Genomic DNA, 21,673 nt, shown 5'->3' on the forward strand with positions numbered 1-21,673 from the left:
TCCCGAATTAGTTAAATGTGTAGTTAAGCTGAACTGAAGAAAGGTAGGCTGTACCTTCAGCTTCAAAGGTTCTTTCTTGTTGGGCGCCATTTGTTTCCGTGAATTCGCCGTCGTCACTCACTACAAGAGCAAAACCAGCATCTACTGTCATGTTTTCACTCCAAACGTAAGTAAAACCAGCGCTGTACCACATACGATCACTGTCCGGGATACTCAGCGTTGCTTCGCCAGCTTGCTCGTCATATGCGTAGCCAGCTCTCAATGTCCACTGAGTGTTTAGCTGATAAGTTGCACCTACTGAATATCTATTATTGTCGTCATACTTTTCTGGTTTGTAGAAACACTGTCCAGCTACGCCATTATCATTACAATCTGGGCTTGTCGCTTTTAGCTCTTTAAAAGTGCTCCAGTCCGTTTGTTGCCAGCCATAATGGATAGCCCACTGTTCATTAAGTTTGTGGAACGCCGATAGCTCAATGATTGCAGGTAGCTCAATTTGCAAGCGACCATCTACTTTTGGGGCAGTTGCTCTACCTGAGTCATAACTTGTGAACTCCCCGTCATCAAAATCAAGGTCGACTTTAGAGCTGTAACCAATGCTGAAACGGTTGTTTTCGTTTAGCTCATACATCGCTGCAACGTTCCAGCCGTAGCCAAAAGTTTCGCCTGTCATACCAATAAGGTTGTCAGATGCATTGCCGCCGACAAAGTTGTTTAGCTCCCCTTTGTGACGTGTGAGCTCTGCTTCCGCATACACGAGATTAAGACCGCCCCCGATACTGAATGAGTTATTGATTCGGTAAGCGATATTTGGGTTTAAATTGACAGATAGTAATGACGTATCACCAGCCATATCTCCAGCTGCTATATCATTAGGGTAATCTGTGGCAACACCATAATTGGTGAACATACCGATACCCCAAGCCCATTTTTCGTTAATTGGGCTGATGTAATATGCGGCTGGCACTACTTGCAATGGAGCAACATCTTTAGAATGCTCTTTAGCATCAACGTCATAAACGTCAACCTCGGGATCAACGATAGAAACCGCGCCTGAAAACTGTGCTGTATCAAATAGGGTCATTGCGGCGGGGTTTCTCGCTAGTACACTCGCGTTATCAGCTACTGCACCTTCACCTGAAAAGGCACGACCAAGACCTGAAGCAGAATGCTCAGCAACTTGGAAACCAGCCGCAAGTGAGTTACATGCAAATAGTACTGAAAGTGAAACGAGAGAGCGTTGTATTGTTTTCATCCTTGACCCTCCTAGGGCATCGAATTTCGTTATTATGGTTTGAAAACACACTGAGCATTTTTGGTGTTGAAGCTCTAATGTAAATGGCATGTTAAATTCATGTTTTATATAAAGTCAAAGAAAGAGTTGTTATTTTGTGAGGTTATGTTTTAAAGGGGCGGCACTTTAACATCAATAATATAAACATAATCAATGATTTATTTGTGATTGGAGGTGTGACCAGAGTGTTTATGCATCGTTGCGGTATAAATAGTGTTCAATAGTTCAATTTGTAACAACTTTGTTTCTGTTTACCGTCATTCGCTAAATCGGCATAATATTGACTCATTTTGATAGTCATTAAATTGGAATTTTTAGTTTGGAATTACTCGCGATAGAGTTTCTTGGTAAACCGCTTCGTTTAGAAGGATCAATGGCAGGGTGGCAGCAGTTGTTTTGGGACAACACGTTAGTGTCTCAACTGGATGCGACTTCGGAAGATGGTGATATGCGAACACACACATTTATGCTTCGTTCTGGTGAAGAAACGTTGCAGTGTCACGTTGAGTCTTCAGTTCAATGGCAACCCTTTGAGATGACGTATAAAGCATCGGTTAATGGGCAAACCATTACTGAAGGAAATCGCAGCACCAAAGATATCGAACAACAAACTCCGGTTGTCGCACCTAAGCCTGAAAAACGTTTTAGTTTGATTGGTTTGGTGTCACTCGGAATGAAAGCGCTGAAGAGTGCCAAGTTGATTAAAGTTGTGCTTGCTTCTGCCAGTTTAGCGGCATATTCATGGCTGTTTTCTATTCAGTTCGCACTGGCCCTGATTGCTTGTCTTATGTTCCATGAGTACGGCCATATCAGAGCGATGAAGTACTTTGGGATGAAGACAAAAGGGATCTACTTAATCCCATTCCTTGGCGGATTAGCGCTTTCAGACGAAAAGATTAATACTCGATGGCAAGATGTGGTTATCTCGATCATGGGACCACTGTTTGGTCTGATACTGTCGTTGATATTTACGGTTTTGTACTGGGCAACTGGTGAGATGTTCTTCGCTGGTCTTGCCGTGTTTAACGCTTTACTGAACCTATTCAATTTGCTGCCGATTTTGCCACTCGATGGTGGCCACGTGTTGAAAAGTATCAGCTTTTCGATGAACAGCGTATTGGGTATTGTACTGTGTGTCGCAGCAGCCGTTGCCGGTGTCGTGTTGAGTTACCAATTGAACTTAACGCTGTTTGGTTTCTTATTGATCATGGGTAGTGTCGAGATTCTGTTCGAATGGAGAGGCCGTCACCATAGCCATTTGTTGCCATTAGACAGATACGGCCAAATCGTATCCTTCCTTTGGTATGTGGGCTTAGTAACGGGTTTAATTGGTGTTATTTGGTACTTCGCTTCAACTGGCGACCAATTATTGAGCCTACCGTTACAGATTCTAGGCACTTAACGCATATCTATAACTGAGTGACTTGTTCATAAAGCGCAGGGTCAGCCAATACAAACAAAATGAAAAACGCCCTAACCATTTGGATAGGGCGTTTTAATATCTGCGGTTCTAACTTGTACATTCGTCAAATCAAACTTTGCAATTTGGTTTAGCAACGTTCGATTGAGGCAGTATCGTGATCTTGGTTTGCAGATCTTTAATTCGGGTACTGTGAGAAGGGTGCGTAGAAAGCAATTCTGGTGATTGACTGCCGCCTGATGTTCTCGCCATATTCTTCCATAAATCAACACTCTGGTTTGGATCAAACCCAGCTTTAGCCATGTACTCTAGGCCTACAATATCAGCTTCAGATTCTTGAGTTCGACCATAAGGCAGAATCACACCATATTGAACACCCAAGCCTAATGCGGCCATGGTCATGCCTTGATACTGTTTGTATTCTGATGAACCTAGAGCAACACTAGTGATCGATAAACCTGTATTGGCGAGTTGTGATTGTGATAGGCGTTCGTTACTGTGGTCAGCAAGAACGTGCGCTACTTCATGTCCGATAACCGTTGCCAGTTGGTCTTGGTTTACCGCGACATTGAGTAAACCCGTGTAAACGCCAATTTTTCCGCCTGGTAGAGCGAACGCATTCACTTGGTCGCTATCAAAAACCACAACTTCCCATTCACTAAAGCCTTGCTTAGGAATGTGTTGAGTAATACTGTTCGCTACGCACTGAACATAAGCGTTGGTTTTTGCATCTTTACTGATGGGTTGCTCTTTCTTCATTTGTTCGAAAGACTGTGCCCCAAGCTGAGACATGTCTTGATCTGAAAAAAGCAGCAGTTGGTTTCTTCCTGTTGGGGAAGCGCTACACGCGGTTAGGCCTGCAAGAGTGAGAAGCGAGGCAAACTTCGTCCATGACGTCATACAATATCCTCTGTGTATTCGGTTTTTATGCATGTTAACATCAACTTGCGTAATAACTAAGGGCTGTAAGATAACTAACAGCCAGTAATATAGAAAAAGCTATGCACGCGATAACAAGATCAATAATTAAGGAACCCACATGAGTATTTGGAAAAAGCCCGTTGACCTAGACACTTTCAACGCGACCTCAAAAAATACCTTAATTGAGCACCTCAACATTGTTTACACCGAGGTTAACGATAATTCCTTGGTGGCAACCATGCCAGTTTGTCATTTCACGCACCAACCATTGGGCATGCTTCACGGCGGTGCATCCGTGGTTTTAGCAGAAACTCTTGGCTCACTCGCCGCAAACTTCTGCGTACCCGATGGATACTATTGCGTAGGGCTAGACATTAACGCTAACCACGTTCGTTCAATGCGTGAAGGGCACGTTATTGGCACCGCTGAGCCTATTCACCTAGGTGTATCTACTCAAGTATGGCAGATAAACATCACTGATGAGCGTCAACGCTTGGTTTGCACAAGCCGTTTAACCATTGCTGTGAAGAAGCACAAACGTTAGTTCATTAATCAAGGTGAAGTGCAGTAGTCATCCTAGCCACACCTCATTTACACGCTGTTTATTTTAGTTAGAGAAATCCATGGTCATAACGTTTAAAAGTGGAAAAGTCATAGCAACCGCGCACGAATTGGTTGTTCGTTTGGATGGAGAGCATAGAGTCACATTACAAGCTCAAGTTGATGCAGTTCAGCTGATCGGAAAAGGGGCAAACGTCATTTCTGTAAATGGATCTGAGTGCAAATGGTCGATTAAATTAGACAACGAACAACAGCTTCGTGACATTGCCAATGAAATAGGCTGCGATGTGATGTAATTAGCGGTTATCACTGCGTTTATTTCAGCTTTAAACTCTCGATTAGAGTCATTAAATCGCCCCACATTCGTAATCCCTTCGTAAAATAGTATTAAGTTCGATTGATTTTGACTCATAAAATAGGGAAACTGAATTCAATATCCTTTGAATAAGTTTTCCTCTTTATGAGTAGCCCAAGACTTCGCGTTCAATTTGAAACCCTGTTTGAATACTTCGATGGCAAAGATTCTGATGTTCAGCTTGATGACATAACAGATGTGCTCTGTTGTACACGTCGTAATGCCAGAATGGTACTGAACAAGCTCGAAGAAGAAGGCTGGGTAGAGTGGTTACCTGCAGCGGGTCGCGGCAAGTTATCTCAACTCATCTTTAAACAGAATCGTTGCGATGTTAGTGAGAACCTAGCACGCCGCTACTTAGAAGAAGGTAAAATTGGTCAAGCCCTGTCGGTACTTGACCAAAATGCGGCCAAACTTACTCAAGTTATTCAAAACTACTTGGGCGTGCAGTATCAAGAGGGTGAACAGGTTATTCGTTTACCTTACTACCGTCCGCTCTCCATGCTTAATCCAACTAAATCGATGCGACGTTCTGAACAACACATCGCTTGTCAGGTATTCAGTGGGTTAACTCGCTTGGATGAGAACGATCAACTGCAGCCTGATCTCGCTCATTCATGGCAAAAGATAAACGACCATCAATGGCGATTTTTCTTAAGACCGGGCGTCCGTTTCCATAATGGTGAACCATTGTTAACAAGCCACGTTGTGGATACGCTGCTTTTGCTCGAGCCGCTTAACATGTTCTCGCATATTAAAGACGTATCTTCACCGGCAAATTGTGTGGTCGATGTTTTTTTAACGCGTCCAGATAAATACTTCCCACTCGCGTTAACTGAATCCGTCGCAAAAGTGACTCTGCCGATGATTTTACGTGGTGAAGATTACGATATTCGCCCAATTGGTACAGGCCCTTATCGCATTGAAAAGAATGACGAAAAACAGCTCGTGTTAACAGCTTTCAATGGATACTTTGGTTTTAGGCCGTTGATCGATCGTGTGGAAGTTTGGGTGGTTGATGAAGCCTATTCGTCGATGGTTTACCCAAGCCTTTCTAAGCCGATAATGGCAGACCGTGGTGATAGTGATGATGAAGTAGAACTTGATCCGGGCTGTACATATTTACTATTGAATAGAAAGAAGGGTATCGCACAAGATCCAGCTTGGGCTGAGTTTCTATCGAACACGTTAAATGCGTCTGATTTGTTTGTGCATATTCCTAAAGAGACCGTTATCGACTTGGGTGTGCTGCATGCCTACGGAATCAAACCCGGTTGGTATGACATCAAGTTAAAGGTTCCGGTTTGTCCACCAGCAAGTGTTAAACCAAGTATCAAATTGGCGTATCAATGCCAGCACCCGATGTTTCCAACCCTTGCCAAAGCGATTGTCACTGTGTTGAAGCAGTACAATGTCGATGTTGAGCTATTTGGTTACGAAACCGACCCACCACACGCTGATGATGTCGATATTTGGATCAACCCAATGGGGATTGCCAACAACAGAGACGATGCATTGGCTGGTTGGTTGATGGATTACAGCTTTCTGGATGAATCGAGCCCGGCAGAGGACTTCGATCAATGGTGTCACATGATAGATCGTTGGCGTTCTGGCGAGTTTGAGCAATTTCCAGCGAGACAACTTGGTAAGCAACTGGTACAAAGCAACCAATTGATTCCAATGTTCCACTGCTGGCTAGGCGTAAACAAAGACCAATGCGGTACGCTGCAAAACGCTAAGTGTAATGCACTCGGATGGTTCGATTTTAGCCAAGTTTGGGTAAAACCAGAAGTTGATTGAAACTAAAGATAACTCGATTAGGACAACACAATGCAAACCGTAATTATCACACTCATTACTCTGGTGGCATTTGCTGCCAATTCAGTATTGTGTCGTTGGGCTTTAATGGATCAAACGATTGATCCTTTGAGTTTTTCGGTCGTACGTATCTTATCGGGTGCACTTACATTGTTGATTTTATTTACCTTATCTTCAAACGCTAAACGAAAACAAGATAGAGGTGCAAGCAACGCTTCGATGTATATCAAGATTCGCTCTGAGCTTGATTTAACCGCGATATTGGCGCTATTGGTTTACATGTTCGGCTTCTCGTTTGCTTACCTAACATTAGGTGCAGGGCTTGGAGCTCTGGTACTGTTTGTCGCTGTTCAATTCACCATGATTGCTGCGCACCTATTCGCTGGCAACAGAATGTCGTCGCTAGAATGGGGGGGCTGTCTATTGTCTGTTGCGGGGCTTGCTTATTTGCTCATGCCGACAGACGCGACAAACTCGCCAGATCTAATCTCCATCATATTAATGGTATTGGCTGGAGTTGGGTGGGGTATTTATACATTGTCAGGCAAGAAATCGACAAACGCACTTCAATCGACGACGGCCAATTTTGGTTTTGGTTCGTTAGTCATTCTTGCGTTGTTAAGTCTTCTAGCTTTCATTCCGAGCGTCACGGCACAAATATCCATAACCGAGCAAGGTTTGATCTACGCAGTATTATCGGGAGCCGTGGCTTCTGGCGTGGGTTATAGCTTGTGGTATTACGTTGTGAAGAAACTAAACACAGTGGTTGCATCCATTGCACAGCTCTCTGTTCCGGTTATCGCTACACTTGGTGGTGTCCTACTGTTATCTGAGCCGGTCACCATGCAATTTGTTATCTCTTCGACTGTCATTTTACTGGGGATAAGCTTGGTTCTTGTCGCCCCTAAACTTAAGAAATAAAGAGTTCAATCACTAGGGCGTGTTGATCTTTCGAGCTGATTTTTGCAGCGAGTTGCTGGGTATTTATACAAGGCAGAGGCGTCGATGTGTAGCTAGCCTACATGAGAAGTCGATAACGTAGTAGAAATGACCAGCAAACGCTGCCCGAAGGGTTCGAGCTGGGCGCCCCCGCAAAAAGCGTTTTACTCTTTGTTGAGGGAGATTTGCTTAGAATGACTAGGCTACTTCTCCCTCGCCGCGATTAAAACGCTTTTATCTCGAACAAACTTTAACCACGAAAGGTCAACACGCCCTAACTACTATGGCTAAACCAAACAAGAAGCAACCGACCAAGACGGTTCAGATTTTCTGTGCGAAATGCAAGACACAACTTTTCAAATATCGGAAAGGTGGCAAAGGTGCTCTCGTTAAGTGTTTTAAAGAACGCATTGTTGAAGATTTCACGACAGAGCCCTGCATTTGCCCTGAATGCGGTATAGAGTTCGCACGTGATACCTTAGTTCGAGGCATGCCAGCCTACAAGTTTGTTGGCGGTAAAGTAACGATGAAATAAATATGCCACAGCACAGGTTGTGTGTGGCATTTCCGAGCTGCTATTGAAGTTAAGAATTGCCTAACAATCAGAGGCGAGTATTAATGAACTCTAACTCGCCCTTGAAGCTTGAGAAGTAACAACGAGACTATCGCTCCGGTTGTATCGCAAAGCATGTCTTTCTGAGCATCCCAAATATCACCTTGTGAGCCCAAGAATGCGATACCTTCATCGCCACCTGCAATCTCCGCATACCACCACTCAATAATCTCATAACCTGCTGCAACACTCATGATGGCAAACAGAGCAAAGAAACACGCCAAAACTGGTTGAGCCAATTTCTTACGAATCAAATATTCAGCGAGCGGGTAAGCGTAAAGACCAATCGAAAAGTGCGCCACACGGTCAAAGTTATTACGTTCAGATCCAATCAGGTTATTAAACCAATCAAAGGGCACTTCAGCGAAGGTGTACTTAGCGCCGATCGTATGCAGAACCAACCAGATAAACATCAAAACGTAAGCCGTCTTTGAAAAGGTGAGCTTGGTAGAGAGCCACCATATCCCAACAAGAATACCGAGCGCAGGAACGATCTCAGCAATCCAGACCGCCCTCGATGAGGGTGCAAACGCTGAAAAAAGAAAGATAACAAGATAGACAGCAGTTAGTGAGAGTAGAGGTCTATTTTGAGCAAGTGGCGTAATTGTCATCATCAAATCCTATATAAGTTTCATGTAGAGTTACACAATAATGCACACCGTTCAATTGTGGTTTATCACCAAATTTGTTGAAAAGCAGCGGTATCGCCCAGTATCTAGACAAACGGTTGCGAGAGTTTCACAAAAGTTTGATTTACAACAAGGCGAACCATAAAATCCGTTTATCACTACATAACAAGAAAGAAAGTCATGAAACTGGAAACTGTCGATTATCTTGCTGACGACGCAGCTGAACAATTTGTTCGCTCTCTACGTGAAACTGGATTTGGCGTATTAAAAAACCACCCAATCCCGAAAGAGCTTGTTGAGTCAATTTACGAAAACTGGTACCAATTCTTCATTTCTGAAGAAAAAGAGAACTTCCACTTTAATGTTGAAACACAAGATGGATATTTTCCACCTTCAGTGTCGGAAGTTGCAAAGGGCCACACTGTAAAAGATATTAAAGAGTACTTTCATGTATACCCTTGGGGTCAGATTCCTGAACAGCTGAAAGAACAGATTCTAGATTACTACCAACGCGCTAATGCTTTTGCTCAAGAGCTATTAGGCTGGGTTGAAGCGCACGCGCCTCAAGAAGTACAAGAGAAGTTCTCAATCGCACTTTCTGAAATGATTAATGGCAGCGAGCAAACTCTGCTTCGCGTACTTCACTACCCACCAATGCAGGGTGATGAAGAGCCGGGCGCAATCCGTGCTGCTGCACACGAAGACATCAACCTTTTAACTGTTCTTCCTGCAGCAAACGAACCTGGCCTTCAGGTTAAAGCACAAAATGACGAGTGGTTAGATGTTCCATGTGATTTCGGTAACATGATCATCAACATTGGTGACATGCTGCAAGAAGCGTCTGGTGGTTACTTCCCATCAACGACTCACCGTGTAATCAATCCATCTGGTGCTCGCCAAGAGAAATCTCGTATTTCTTTACCTCTATTCCTGCACCCGAAACCAGAAGTGGTTCTGTCTGAGAAGTACACAGCAAATGAATACCTAATGGAACGTCTAAGAGAGCTTGGCGTTATCTAATTAGTCAGATTTCATACTCTAAAGGCCAGCATAATGCTGGCCTTTTTGTTTTATAAGCGCATAACTGATTGAAATTTATTTAGTTTGAAACTCGACAAACAGCAACAGATCGCTTTCAATTAAGAAGATACACAAATGCATATGCCAATGGACTCAATTAATCATGTTAGACAACGCCGAATCATCGAGTCATCAAAATATTAGCCTTCAGTTTCAGACACATATGGAAAACCCGTTGCTTTGGCCGATCATGGAAGTGCTTAAACAAAAGCCGAGTGGATGGAAAGTGCATACTTTGGCGGCGAACCTCAACGAACTTGGTTTGGTTCCTGTATTAGATCTCGTGCCTGAGAAAGAACTGTTTAAGAAGAATTTCTTAATCATGAATGCGCTCTATCAGCTACAAGAGACCTTATACCCAGACAGCTGGCTTCAGGTTCAAGCCATGGACATTGAATTGATGAACGGGCGTTATCATGGCAGCACCCATACAATCGATCTTGAAGACCCACTGCGTGATTACTATATCAATTGGCTCAACTATGAAGCTGATGAAGGTGAAGTAAAGCGGCTGTTGAACGAGTTTTGGACGCGCTACAAGAAGTTTGTCGGTGGCAGTGAAACGGACATGGACAGAACCCGTGCACTCAATCTATTCGAGTTACCTCTGGACGCGACTCAACACGATATTCGAAAGCGATGGAGACGCCTAGCGCTACGTTGGCATCCCGATAGGGACGAAGGAAACACGGCTAAGTTTCAAACGTTATGCGAAGCGTGGAATGTATTGCGCGGTTAGAAAGTTCAACTTAGCCGACTGATTTACTAAGACCCCAAAACCAGAAGACAGAAGAAAGCCCCACATGCGATAAGTGGGGTTTTGTGTTTACTACTAATAAGTAATAAGTGATGAGTAATGAACTATGAGTGGTCTTTGCTCACTCCACTTTTATGCTCAAATGCGTAATCGAGTACCTTACGAATGTACGGTGCGCCAACTTTTGAACCACCGTTACCATGCTCGATAACCACTGTCGCTACGTATTCAGGATTATCATAGGGTGCAAACGCAGTATAAAGCGCGTGGTCGAGTAGGTGACGGGCTAACTTCTTCGAGTTATAAACCTGATCCTTTGCCAAGTCGAAAACTTGTGCAGTACCAGATTTACCACCACTGACGTAGTCTGCGCCCTTAAAGGCTCTCCGACCACTGCCTCGACTGCCATTGTTTACCAGTCTCATTGCATTAATGGGTACGTCCCAAATTTCGTCGGGAACTTCGTCAATTGATGCCATCTGTTTTGGCACAACTGGCGTTTGCGTATCAAAGTTTTCACCATGATCTAACGTCGCTCTTAGAATGTGCGGAGGCATTACCTTACCGTGATTCACGAGCACAGATGTGGCTTTAGCGAGTTGCAGTGGAGTAGAAGTCCAATAACCTTGCCCGATACCAATCGGCACAGTATCACCTTGATACCAAGGCGTACGATAGCGCATCATCTTCCAATCGCGAGTCGGCATGTTTGCAGTACTTTCTTCATAGATGTCGATACCTGTCGGTTTACCAAATCCGAACCGATTCATCCACGTTGAAATACGATCGATACCCAAATCAAAGGCCGTTTGGTAGAAGAATGAATCCACTGACTCCTCAATTGCTTGTGTCACATCAACCGGGCCATGACCCCAACGTTTCCAATCTCGCCACGCTTTTGAGTTAGGTTTAGAGCCAGGGATACGCCATGAACCGTGGTCATCACGAATGGTGTGTTCCGAGATAACATGCTCTTGCAAACCGGCAACGGCCATAAAAGGTTTCACGGTCGAAGCAGGTGGGTAAACACCTAATGTTGTGCGATTCACCAATGGGTGTGCAGGGTCGTTAAGCAGTGTTCGGTAGTTTTTGCTTGAAATGCCGTCCACGAACAGGTTTGGGTCATAACTCGGGCTCGACGCCATTGCCAATACGCTATTGTCTTTCGGGTCTAGAATCACAGCACTGCCAGTTCGGTTATCGAGTTGGTCGAACACGTACTTTTGTAGCTCGATGTCGATGTTAAGGACTATGTCTTTACCTGCGACCGGAGGAACATACTGAATCGTTCTAACAACGCGTCCACGACTGTTCACTTCAACTTCTTGATACCCCTTGGTGCCATGCAGTAGATCTTCATAGTATCGCTCTACACCTAGCTTGCCGATAACGGTTGTTGCTTGGTAATTGGATTCTTTACCTTGCTCATCAAGCTTTCTTAAATCGCTGTCGTTGATGTGTGCCACATATCCTAAAACATGGGTGAGTATTTCACCATTTGGGTAGAAGCGTTTAAGGCTAGTATCGATCGATAAGCCGGGGAATTGATATTGCTGAACAGAGAACTTAGCGATCTCTTCTTCGTTAAGACCTTCTAATATCGTGACGGGTTTGAAGCGACGGGTGTTGTGATAACGCTGTTTGAATCGCTCGATTTGTTCATCATTGAGAGGGATGAACTTGTTGAGCTTGCTCAGCATGACATCAACATCATCAGTCTTTTCTGGGATCATGGTTAAATCGAAGACGAGTTGGTTCTCGGCTAATAACACGCCATTGCGATCGTAGATCAAACCACGCGTAGGGGCGATGGGAAGAACCTTAATTCGGTTTCCGTCAGCTCGAGTTTGGTAACTTTTGAAATCTTGTACTTGGAGCCTGTAAAGGTTTCCAATCAGAACGAGGGTGAAGACTAAAATCCCCGCAAACGCGACGATTACTCGGTTTCGAAACAGGTTAACTTCGCTTTTATGGTCACGCATTTTGACGCGTTGGTGGTTCATCAAAACCTCAGGCTTTTACATTTAGTTACATTTGTAGACTCGGGACTTTATCCGAATATCACCATGGCTTTGTAAAAGCTGTGTCATGATTCTTGGTATTTCCAAGATAAGTAACGCTGGAGCCAGACTAGGAGTGAAAATTAATCACGTACCAATTGGAAGGATTCTGGATAACAAGTTGTGAATTGGTTTATGAGATAAGCACTTCAGAAGGGATAGAAGGTAAATGGTGGATACTAAGCAAATGGGACTACTAGATAAATGAAGAAAAAACGGCCCTCAAAAATGAGAGCCGTAGATAGCAATTACTGATGTTTAATTAAATCTCAGTTCGAAGGTCTGAATTGAGATTTACGCATACGGTTCAACGCAGCCATGATATCCAACGTTCTTGGTTTCGCTAGGTCACCATATTTCGGCATGTTAGCGTGCCATTCGTTGTCTAAAATAGTGTTGAACTCTTTCGCTGGGTTGTTTGACCAACCTGGAGTTTGTGCAAACTGGAACCAAGCCCAGCCAATCGCATTGACCTCTGATGTTGACTCAAGTTGCTCTAATGCAGAAAGGTCAGCGAACTCTTTACCAAAGCGCAATGATTCTTTACCTTTTGCGCTAACACGGAACTTGCCATCCATAAGGATGTTCATCAGTGATGCGCGGTTCAATGAACGTGGTACAAACATCTCTAACGCCGTTTCACATTCGTTCGTACGTTGAGTAGGGTGTTGAGCAATCACTTCTTTTGCTTTTTCAGTCACGTCTACCGCTTGGTAATCGTGCATTTGAATCACAGTGTTTGCTACGTCTAAGTAATCACCAGAACCGCCCATAACCACGATGGTTGAGATGTCCATCTCTTCACGTAGCTGGCCGATACGGTCAACAAGCGGTGTGATTGGCTCGTCACCTTTAGACACAAGTGCCTGCATACGTTCGTCACGAATCATGAAGTTGGTCGCTGACGTATCTTCATCGATAAGGAGCGTTTGCACACCGGCTTCAATCGACTCTTGTAACCAAGCTGCTTGTGACGTAGAACCTGAAGCATCTTGAGTACTGAAATCAGAGGTATCTTTCTTCATTGGTAAATGGTTGATGTAGTTTGACAGGTTCAAGCTGTGCACACATCGGCCATCTTCCGCGCGAATCTTCATCGTATCGATCGCAGTCACAATACCTTCACGACCATCACCAGGGATATGGTTGTAGATAGAGCGTTCAATAGCGTTCAACAGCGTCGATTTACCATGGAAACCACCACCAACGATCAGTGTGATGCCTTTAGGAATACCTAGGCCAGTCACATCACCTTGGTTTGGTGTGTTTAATGTTACGCTCAATGATTCTGGCGCAGCAAAAGGCACTGCATCTTTCATTGGAAGGTCACAGTTACCTGCGATACGCGGTAGCACGCTTCCGTTAGCAACGAATGAAGCTAGGTTGTGCTCGTCTAATTGAGCACGAAGCGCTGCTTGGTCTTCAATCGTTTCACAATGTTTGATCATCGCATCGATGTCCAGTTCGCGTTCAAGCGTTGCACGACGAATAAACTTCGGTAGATAGAAAGTGATGATGTTAATTGCTTTCTTAGCAAGGATGCTGCGGCCATCAGCAGGTAGGTTGATACGGAAACGAAGCTCGATACCGTGCTCAGTGAACACAACCGATGTGCTGTCTAAAACCGTTTGACCAGTAAGAGCGATTGAAACAGTCGATTCTTGCTTAGCGAATTCAGAAAAGCTACGCGCAATAAAATCACGGGCAGCAACTTGGTATTCATAAGACTTTTCTTTCAGCCAATCTAACCCAGTTAACGACCACGCGCGTGTTGCGCGAAAACGAGAAGCTGACGCGTATGGGTCACCTTGGATATGGTCGATGTGTAATTCAAAATCAGCAAAGTCGTATTGACCTTTAATTTGTTGATATGCACGGTAGTTTTGTTTTTCGAGCTTTTTAAGCTTTGCAGTCAACTGATCCATAACGAGGAATGCCTATATAAGGGGAAAGATAAAAACAGAAAGGCGGCGATTATAAAAATCACCACCTTTAGAGTAAAGAGAAAGTAGGCCTAAATCCAAAACTAACTGCTCTTTTTCGCTTTAAGCGTAACGAGTTGTCCCTAAATAGTTTTGATTGATTAAGCTGTGTTCGAATTCTTGGCTCGGCATCGGTCTACCATAGAGGTAACCTTGGCCAACATCACAGCCTTCATCGATAATAAACTTCTCTTGAATTTCCGATTCAATGCCTTCAATCGCAACTTTAAGGTCGAGTTTTTTCGCGATTTGGACAATCGAACGAACAATTTCCGAGTCTCCGTCTGAGTTGAGCATTTGATCAATAAAACTCTTATCAATCTTAATCGTGTCGAATGGGAATTTCTTTAGGTAACTGAAAGAGGCGTAGCCAGTTCCGAAGTCATCCAGTGACAATGTAACGCCCATATCATGTAAAGATTCCAACGTGTTCTTGGCCACGACTTCATCGGCGATTAAGCCGCTTTCGGTGACTTCAAGCTCTAAGAAGTGGGGCTCGAGGTGATAGGTTTCTAATAGGTGAATCACTTGCTCTGCAAAATCCGCATTTTTGAGTTGTACTGCAGAAACATTGACCGCCATTTTGAAGTCTTCAACATATTCAGACCACTCTTTGGCTTTTTCAATCGCATTGCGAAGAACAAAACTGCCCACTTCGAAAATCAGGCCGTTTTGTTCGGCCATGTGTATCAGGGTTTCATTGGATATATCGCCTAAAACGGGATGTCGCCAACGTAGAAGTGCTTCTGCGCCAACCCAGCGATGAGTGACTGGGCTCACTTTAGGTTGGAAGTACAGCATCAAGTCATCATTACGAACAGCCTGTAGCAAATAGCCTTCAATCTTATTGATGTGACTTTGCTCTTCTGTATGAGATTGAGAGTAATAAGCGTATTTTTGACCAGAATCTTTACAAGCAAGCATCGCTTCTGATGATTTTTGAAGAATGCTCTCCGCATCATCTTCACTATCCGTAATTGCAATCCCAATATAGGCATGCAGGTGAACTTTGTCGTTTTCGATATCAAATTCTGAATGTCCAACTTTCACTAACGTTTGACTGAGGTCTTCGAGGCGATGGTGGAGGTCTTTCACACTGAATGCTAAAACAAGGTCGACAGAAGTAGGGCGCGCCGTTAATACCTCGATGTCAGAAATACTGTCGATACGTTGTCGATATTCTACAAGCACTTGGTCTAATGCGCTGTAACCGTAACGTGCTTGTATTCTTCTGCCATTGGTAAATCCAATATGAATGACTGCGAAGGAACCTTCAGTCAGCCTTCGTTGTGCGATCAGCTTTTGATTTAAGCGAGATTCAAAGGCACTTCGGTTTAAAAATCCAGTTCCTAGGTCATGATTCTTTTGGAAGTTAATCTTCTGTTCAGCCGCTTTTCGCTTATCAATCTCTTGATTTAATGAGTAATTGAGGCTCGCGAGATCTTTAGTACGATTGTAAACCCGATTTTTGAGGTCACGATTCATTTGGGTAAGCTTTGCGTGTTGGAATAGGGTTTTAAGCTGAGATTCAATCGAGGTTCTAAAGCTCTCTAACAGTTTGATATAAGTAGAGGTGTAGTGATTCTCTTTCGAGTCCAAGATACAGATGGTGCCAAACAGTTCACCGTTAGGCCAAAGCAATGGAATACCACAATAGGAGACTAAACCAAGTTTAATGTCTGGATTGTTGTCCCATTTAGAGTCAGCAAGCGCATTGGGCACAATAAGTTGACGCTGAGTTTCCATCACGGTTTCACAGTAAAGCCCATTCCCAAGAGGTTCGGAATCCCCTTTGTTGTATGGGTGGTTTTCGCTACGGCTGGTTGAGAAAACTTCAATGTAATTGGCGTGAACACGCATGATGAGTGCTGCGGGCACTTGAGTAATCTGAGCTAAGAGGTCGACAATATTCTGCCAACTGTGCTCCATATCGTCTGGGATATCTAAATCTAGAGTTCTTATTTTCTTCATACGACTCCGAGTCAATTATGCTAAGTGCATCAACACATCCTGTGTTAATTATGATGAACCAAAAAACTATGAATCTTACATAAATTAAGTATAAGAAATGTTGTAAGAAAAAACCTCCGCAATTTTGCAGAGGTTTTCAGATGTGAATACGGGTCTCAGTAATGAGATAAATTTCGATTAGGGCTTTAATTTTATAAAGTCTTCGCTATTCAGCTTCTTACTGTAATCTACTGATGGCTGCGCGAACCCGTTGAGCTGCAAGAACTCGTCTTTGAACCCTTGGTAATCACCTAAAGTTTGGAAGTTGTTTTCGTCCATCTTCTGTAGCAGTTCGGTCACATGTGCTTGGGTTTCAGGATCTAACTCCCAATCGTCCATACGAATCAGACGTTCACCATCAAGCGGAACTTTGGTTTGTCCATACAGTTTACAGCTAAACAAGCGCTGCATCTGTTCGATACAACCTTCGTGGGTTTCTTTCTCTTTCATCACTTTGTATAAAGCAAGCAGGTAAGGGCTTAATCCTGGGATGAACACACTTGCTTTCGTTACTAAGGCTTTACACACGGTTGCGTAAGCATTGCCATCGAAGTTAGCTAGCTCAAGATTAAGTGCATGACTGGTTTGATGAAGGTCGATCTTAGCGCGGCCTAAAGTACCATCGAGGTAGATAGGGTGCGTTACTTCAGGGCCAACGTAGGAGAACGCGATCGTCTTACAACCCGGAGCAATAGATTCCGCGTTGATCAGTTCATCTATCCAGTTTTCCCAATCTTCTCCACCCATTACTTTGAGTGTGCTTTCAGCTTCTTCTTCTGTTGCAGCATCGAGCGTGTTGGTCACCCAGCTGTCGTGCTCAAGGGAAATCGTCGCGCCAGTAACGCTTTCGCCAATCGGTTTAATAGCTGAGCGCCAAAATTCATCGGAGTCTGGTTTTGGTCTCACACCTGCGGCTAAGCTGTAGATGATCAGATCGACTTCACCTTCGAAGTAGGTTTCGATGGCTTCGACAACTTGGGAGCGTGTTTCTTTAGAAAAGGCGTCGCCAACGATGTTGATAGCAGTGCGCTGCTCTCGTTCGGCTTCTTTCTTGAAGTAGATGTTGTTGTACCAACCGGCACTACCGAGGGATTTTTCGTTGGGGCCGCGTTCGAATGAGACGCCGATAGTGTCAGCGTTTGCACCGCCAAAGGTAAGGGCGATACGAGCGGCAAGGCCGAAGCCTGAGGAAGCGCCGATGATCAGTACTCGCTTAGGGCCATCTTTGATTTGCGGCGCACTCTTAACAAACTCGATTTGTTTTTTTACGGCTTCTTGGCAGCCTAGAGGGTGAGCGCTTTTTGCTACCACACCCTTGATAACAGGTTCGACAAGCATAAATAACCTTACAGTTAACGATGATATGCACTCAGGCTAACGTAAAGCTGTGTAAAATTTATTGAGCTAGACCATTAAAACCTAAAGATACTGATATAATTCTTCGGCGACAAATTCAGCGATCCAAGGTTGAGCTTCTGGTTTAGGGTGCAAGCCATCGTTCATCATCCACTCAGGTTTAAGGATGATATGTTCCAGAAAAAACGGTAGAAGCGGCACATTTTGTTGATCAGCTAAAGCTGCAAAAACGTACTCAAACTGTTGGTTATAACGCTTACCGTAATTTGGCGGAATTTTAATCTGCATCATAATCGGTTTTGCGCCTGCGGCTTTTATCTGCTCAATGATTTGATCTAGGTTCGCAGACATCAGCTTAGGTGGAAAGCCACGAAGTCCATCATTCGCTCCTAGTTCAATAAGAACGGTGTCTGGAGCATGTTCTTCAAGTAGTTGAGGCAAACGAGCTAAACCGTTGCCCGTTGTGTCACCAGAGATACTCCCGTTAACTACGGTAACCGCTTTATCATGTTTTGCTAGCGCGTCTGGCAATAAACTTGGCCAGCTTTGTTTGATATCCATGTTGTAACCAGCACTCAAACTATCGCCAAGTACCAATAACTTTGAATCTTGAGCTGACGCAGAGCCTTGAGCTAAAGAAGCGGTTGAAAATAAAATAAAGAATAAAAAGGAAATTAGTCGAGTCATGCATACATCCATCATTAAAGCAGAATCTGTTTCCAAGACAGTGTCTACTAATCAAGAACATTTAACAATCCTAGAGCACGTCGATATCGATATTCATGAGGGCGAAACGGTCGCGATCGTAGGTACGTCTGGTGCAGGTAAATCGACCCTAATGACACTGTTAGCAGGGCTAGACGTACCAACCAAAGGTGAGATTAGCTTATTAGGACAACCACTTTCGCAACTTGATGACGAAGCAAGGGCTAAAATCCGTAGCGAATCCGTTGGGTTTGTTTTTCAAAGCTTCTTATTAATCCCAAGCTTGTCCGCACTACAAAACGTTACGCTTCCTTGTCTATTGAAGGGCGAAGACGAAGACATTGAACGAGCGACAACTCTGCTTGAATCGGTTGGCTTAAAAGACAGGCTTGATCACTTGCCGTCTCAGCTATCAGGCGGCGAACAACAAAGGGTCGCTCTAGCACGTGCCTTTATGATCAAGCCAAAAATCCTATTTGCTGATGAACCTACAGGCAACCTAGATCAACAAACTGCAGCCAAGATTGTTGAGTTACTGTTCGAACTGAACTCTTTGCACGGCACAACTTTAGTATTGGTGACACACGACCCTAAGCTCGCACAACGCTGCCAACGAACGCTTAAAATGCATGTCGGTCAAATAGAGGAAGTTTAAATTGAATTCATCAAATGGACTGAACAAACGCCTGTTTTCATGGAGCATTGAAGAAATTCGACATGGTCAGCTGTGGCCGGTATCCATCGCGTTAACCTTGATCATTGCTTGTGTTTTCGCATTGTCAGCGCTCGCCGAGCGTATGGAGCAGGTGATCGTTAAGCAGGGTAAAGATGCACTGACTGCTGATAGTGTGTTTATCTCAGCAAATCCAATTCCACAAGCTTTGCTCGACCTGACTCAAATTGAGCAGTTAGAAAGTTCAGAGTTGACCCGTTTCTCCACCATGGCATTCAGCGATAACTCAATGCAGTTGGTGACGGTGAAAGCGGTTGAAAGTAACTATCCACTGCGTGGTGAAATGATACTAGAAGGCGCTAATAATGCGTCGAGTAATCACGTGGAACCGGGTGAGCTTTGGCTCGATGAACGCATATTTGCGCAGCTTGAAGTTGAAGTCGGTGACAATGTCACTATTGGCGATGCCGATTTAACGATAACAGGGCGCATCACTCAAGAGCCAGGTTTGAGCTTTAATCCATTCCAGCAAATGCCTGCCGTGTTGATACACAAAAGTGATATTGACGCGACGGGCGCTATTCAGCCGGGAAGCCGTGTGAGCTTCAGACTGTTCTTGAATGGCGATGATGCAAAGCTCAAAGCGGCACAAGACAGTATCGATCTAACACCGAGTGATCGATGGCGCACACAAGATTCAGCAAGTCGTACTAATGATATGTTCGAAAGCACGACTCAATACTTATCATTAACTGTTGCTATTGTTGTGATCATGGCGGCGACGACTCTGGTACTCACGTGCCAACACTATGTGGCAAGCCGTCGCAAAACCATCGCCATGCTGAAAAGTTTGGGCGCAAGCAAACAGTGGATCATTAAGTGGTTGTCGGTTCAGGTGTCTCTATTAGTCGTTATTGGTGCTGTGCTCGGTATCACGATTGGCATCGGATTAGAATTTTTGCTTCGAATCCCGCTGGGTGACTTGTTGCCATCGCCACTTCCAAGCTATGGCATCGAGCCCGCTATCTTGGCGATTTTATCGAGCATTCTGATTGGTGTGCCTGCTCTAGGGATCCCACTGATTGGCTTAGTTAACACATCGGCCATTAGCGTGATTCAATCAAGTCATAAGTCAAACGACAGCTACAAAAAGTTCGCGCTGCTGCTAGTACCTATTATCCCGATGATGTTGATGTACGGCGACAATCTATTGGTATGGATAGTTCTAGCCGGTATTGCGTGTCTGTTTTTGGTGTTAGCTGCTGTGAGCACAGTTGTTCTGCGCTTGTTCGGCAAGTTACCGACGTCGACATCAATGCGCTTGGCGTTAAGCCGGATCAATCGAACTCCACTAGCAACTGGTATTCAGTTTGGCTCTTTGGCGCTTTCGTTGATGTTGTTATCGATTATCTGGTTGGTGAGAAGTGATCTGCTATCCGATTGGCAACAAACCTTACCTGAGAACGCACCGAATGCATTTGCACTAAACATTGCAAGCTACGAGAAAGACAGTTACTTAGCGACCATCGACTCTAACGAAGTGGAGCGTACTCAAGCCTTCCCAATCATCCGCGGAAGACTGACGACCATTAACGGTGTAGAAGCGGCGGAATACAGTGATACATCTGAACAAACTGACGCATTGAGTCGTGAAATCAACTTCACATGGGGTGACCAGTTACCTGAGTACAATGAAGTGCTTGAAGGCAGTTGGACGCAAGAGCAGGGCGTGTCTGTTGAATCGGATGTCGCTGAACAACTTGGTTTAAAAATTGGTGATGAGCTTTCATTCACTATTAACAGCCAAAATGTTGCAGCCAAGGTTAATAGCATCCGAAAAGTAGAGTGGCGTGAAATGAAGCCAAACTTCTACTTCATCTTTACTCCAGATGTATTGAGTTCGATTCCATCAACTTGGTTGGTGAGCTTCAGACTCGAAGACAAACACAATCAAATGCTCAATGAGCTCTCTCGAAATCACCCAACCGTGAGTTTGATGGATATCCGTGTGATGGGCAGCAAAATCCAAGAACTGCTCAAGCAAATTGTTTGGTCGATCACAGTGCTCGCAGCGCTTGGTGTGGTTGCGGGGTTATTGCTTATCTTTACTCTGTTACGTCTTAGCTTGTCTCAAAGGCAACAAGAGATTCGCTTATATCGAACCTTAGGAGCGAGTAAGAAGCGCATCCTCAATACCATTTGGTGTGAATATGGGTTGATGGCGCTTGTGGCAGGTTCGATTGCAGCGCTGGGTTCTGAGCTCAGTGTTGCAGGCGTGATGAACTTTGGTTTTGAGCTAGAACCATCACTTCACCCGATGCTTTGGATTACTTTACCAGTGCTCACGTTTATGACATTAGCTGCCGTCGTAAACAGCTTGATCAAGCGCTTATTGGCGCCAGTGAACAAGGATTTCGGTTAACTAATCACTAGAGCGTCAATTAGCTGAATGAAACGGCCTAATCGCGAATATTTTATGGGTAGTAGCAAGCTATTTATA

General features: G+C 44.3%; 18 protein-coding genes. 10 read left to right on the plus strand and 8 right to left on the minus strand.

Annotated elements, in window-relative coordinates; genetic code table 11:
* Positions 1 to 7 precede the first annotated feature (7 nt).
* Positions 8 to 1,255 (minus strand): porin, encoded by a 1,248-nt coding sequence (locus L1D22_RS09830; RefSeq protein ID WP_239829622.1) that lies wholly within the window; start codon positions 1,253 to 1,255, stop codon positions 8 to 10.
* Between the two features lie 358 nt (positions 1,256 to 1,613).
* On the opposite strand from L1D22_RS09830, the gene L1D22_RS09835 reads away from it, so the two are divergent.
* Entirely contained in the window at positions 1,614 to 2,696 is a 1,083-nt protein-coding gene (locus L1D22_RS09835; protein ID WP_239829623.1) for a site-2 protease family protein, read from the plus strand.
* Between the two features lie 129 nt (positions 2,697 to 2,825).
* On the opposite strand, the gene L1D22_RS09840 is transcribed toward L1D22_RS09835, so the two are convergent.
* Positions 2,826 to 3,614, minus strand: coding sequence for a M48 family metallopeptidase (locus L1D22_RS09840; RefSeq protein ID WP_239829624.1), 789 nt, complete (start codon positions 3,612 to 3,614; stop codon positions 2,826 to 2,828).
* A gap of 139 nt (positions 3,615 to 3,753) precedes the next feature.
* On the opposite strand from L1D22_RS09840, the gene L1D22_RS09845 reads away from it, so the two are divergent.
* The 5 genes from L1D22_RS09845 to L1D22_RS09865 all read left to right on the plus strand — a co-directional run bounded on the left by L1D22_RS09845 (position 3,754) and on the right by L1D22_RS09865 (position 7,843).
* A complete protein-coding gene (locus L1D22_RS09845; protein ID WP_017074330.1) occupies positions 3,754 to 4,179 on the plus strand; it encodes a hotdog fold thioesterase in 426 nt (141 codons plus the stop codon).
* A gap of 79 nt (positions 4,180 to 4,258) precedes the next feature.
* Positions 4,259 to 4,492 (plus strand): DUF3389 domain-containing protein, encoded by a 234-nt coding sequence (locus L1D22_RS09850; protein ID WP_239829625.1) that lies wholly within the window; start codon positions 4,259 to 4,261, stop codon positions 4,490 to 4,492.
* 164 nt (positions 4,493 to 4,656) lie between these two features.
* Positions 4,657 to 6,351: an SgrR family transcriptional regulator gene (locus tag L1D22_RS09855; protein ID WP_239829626.1), complete on the plus strand. Its 1,695-nt coding sequence runs from the start codon at positions 4,657 to 4,659 to the stop codon at positions 6,349 to 6,351.
* Between the two features lie 30 nt (positions 6,352 to 6,381).
* Entirely contained in the window at positions 6,382 to 7,290 is a 909-nt protein-coding gene (locus L1D22_RS09860; protein WP_239829627.1) for a DMT family transporter, read from the plus strand.
* Between the two features lie 301 nt (positions 7,291 to 7,591).
* Entirely contained in the window at positions 7,592 to 7,843 is a 252-nt protein-coding gene (locus L1D22_RS09865) for a hypothetical protein (protein WP_239829628.1), read from the plus strand.
* An 80-nt stretch (positions 7,844 to 7,923) separates the two neighbouring features.
* Here L1D22_RS09865 and L1D22_RS09870 read toward each other — a convergent pair whose 3' ends face one another.
* On the minus strand, positions 7,924 to 8,532 hold the full coding sequence (locus L1D22_RS09870; RefSeq protein WP_239829713.1) for a DUF2238 domain-containing protein: 609 nt from the start codon (positions 8,530 to 8,532) through the stop codon (positions 7,924 to 7,926).
* 198 nt (positions 8,533 to 8,730) lie between these two features.
* On the opposite strand from L1D22_RS09870, the gene L1D22_RS09875 reads away from it, so the two are divergent.
* Both L1D22_RS09875 and L1D22_RS09880 read left to right on the plus strand, forming a co-directional pair.
* On the plus strand, positions 8,731 to 9,570 hold the full coding sequence (locus L1D22_RS09875) for a 2OG-Fe(II) oxygenase family protein (RefSeq protein WP_017632612.1): 840 nt from the start codon (positions 8,731 to 8,733) through the stop codon (positions 9,568 to 9,570).
* Positions 9,571 to 9,733: 163 nt separating this feature from the next.
* Positions 9,734 to 10,369, plus strand: coding sequence for a DNA-J related domain-containing protein (locus tag L1D22_RS09880; protein WP_239829629.1), 636 nt, complete (start codon positions 9,734 to 9,736; stop codon positions 10,367 to 10,369).
* Positions 10,370 to 10,491: 122 nt separating this feature from the next.
* On the opposite strand, the gene mrdA is transcribed toward L1D22_RS09880, so the two are convergent.
* The 5 genes from mrdA to L1D22_RS09905 all read right to left on the minus strand — a co-directional run bounded on the left by mrdA (position 10,492) and on the right by L1D22_RS09905 (position 18,482).
* Positions 10,492 to 12,390, minus strand: coding sequence for a penicillin-binding protein 2 (gene mrdA, locus L1D22_RS09885; RefSeq protein WP_239829630.1), 1,899 nt, complete (start codon positions 12,388 to 12,390; stop codon positions 10,492 to 10,494).
* A gap of 326 nt (positions 12,391 to 12,716) precedes the next feature.
* Positions 12,717 to 14,372, minus strand: coding sequence for an ABC-ATPase domain-containing protein (locus tag L1D22_RS09890; RefSeq protein ID WP_239829631.1), 1,656 nt, complete (start codon positions 14,370 to 14,372; stop codon positions 12,717 to 12,719).
* A gap of 120 nt (positions 14,373 to 14,492) precedes the next feature.
* Positions 14,493 to 16,400, minus strand: a complete 1,908-nt coding sequence (locus tag L1D22_RS09895; RefSeq protein ID WP_239829632.1) for an EAL domain-containing protein — start codon at positions 16,398 to 16,400, stop codon at positions 14,493 to 14,495.
* Positions 16,401 to 16,577: 177 nt separating this feature from the next.
* Positions 16,578 to 17,777, minus strand: a complete 1,200-nt coding sequence (gene fabV, locus L1D22_RS09900; RefSeq protein WP_239829633.1) for an enoyl-ACP reductase FabV — start codon at positions 17,775 to 17,777, stop codon at positions 16,578 to 16,580.
* An 81-nt stretch (positions 17,778 to 17,858) separates the two neighbouring features.
* Entirely contained in the window at positions 17,859 to 18,482 is a 624-nt protein-coding gene (locus tag L1D22_RS09905; protein ID WP_102427934.1) for an arylesterase, read from the minus strand.
* On the opposite strand from L1D22_RS09905, the gene L1D22_RS09910 reads away from it, so the two are divergent.
* Both L1D22_RS09910 and L1D22_RS09915 read left to right on the plus strand, forming a co-directional pair.
* Complete coding sequence (locus L1D22_RS09910; protein ID WP_239829634.1) at positions 18,481 to 19,155, plus strand: ABC transporter ATP-binding protein; 675 nt, start codon at positions 18,481 to 18,483, stop codon at positions 19,153 to 19,155. The two genes, L1D22_RS09905 and L1D22_RS09910, sit on opposite strands and share 2 nt — an antisense overlap.
* Position 19,156: 1 nt before the next feature.
* The gene (locus L1D22_RS09915; protein ID WP_239829635.1) at positions 19,157 to 21,595 is read left to right on the plus strand and encodes an ABC transporter permease; all 2,439 of its coding nucleotides are present in this window, start codon (positions 19,157 to 19,159) and stop codon (positions 21,593 to 21,595) included.
* Positions 21,596 to 21,673: the final 78 nt, after the last annotated feature.

It is taken from the genome of Vibrio sp. Isolate34 (assembly GCF_022397915.1).
Classification (GTDB): domain Bacteria; phylum Pseudomonadota; class Gammaproteobacteria; order Enterobacterales; family Vibrionaceae; genus Vibrio.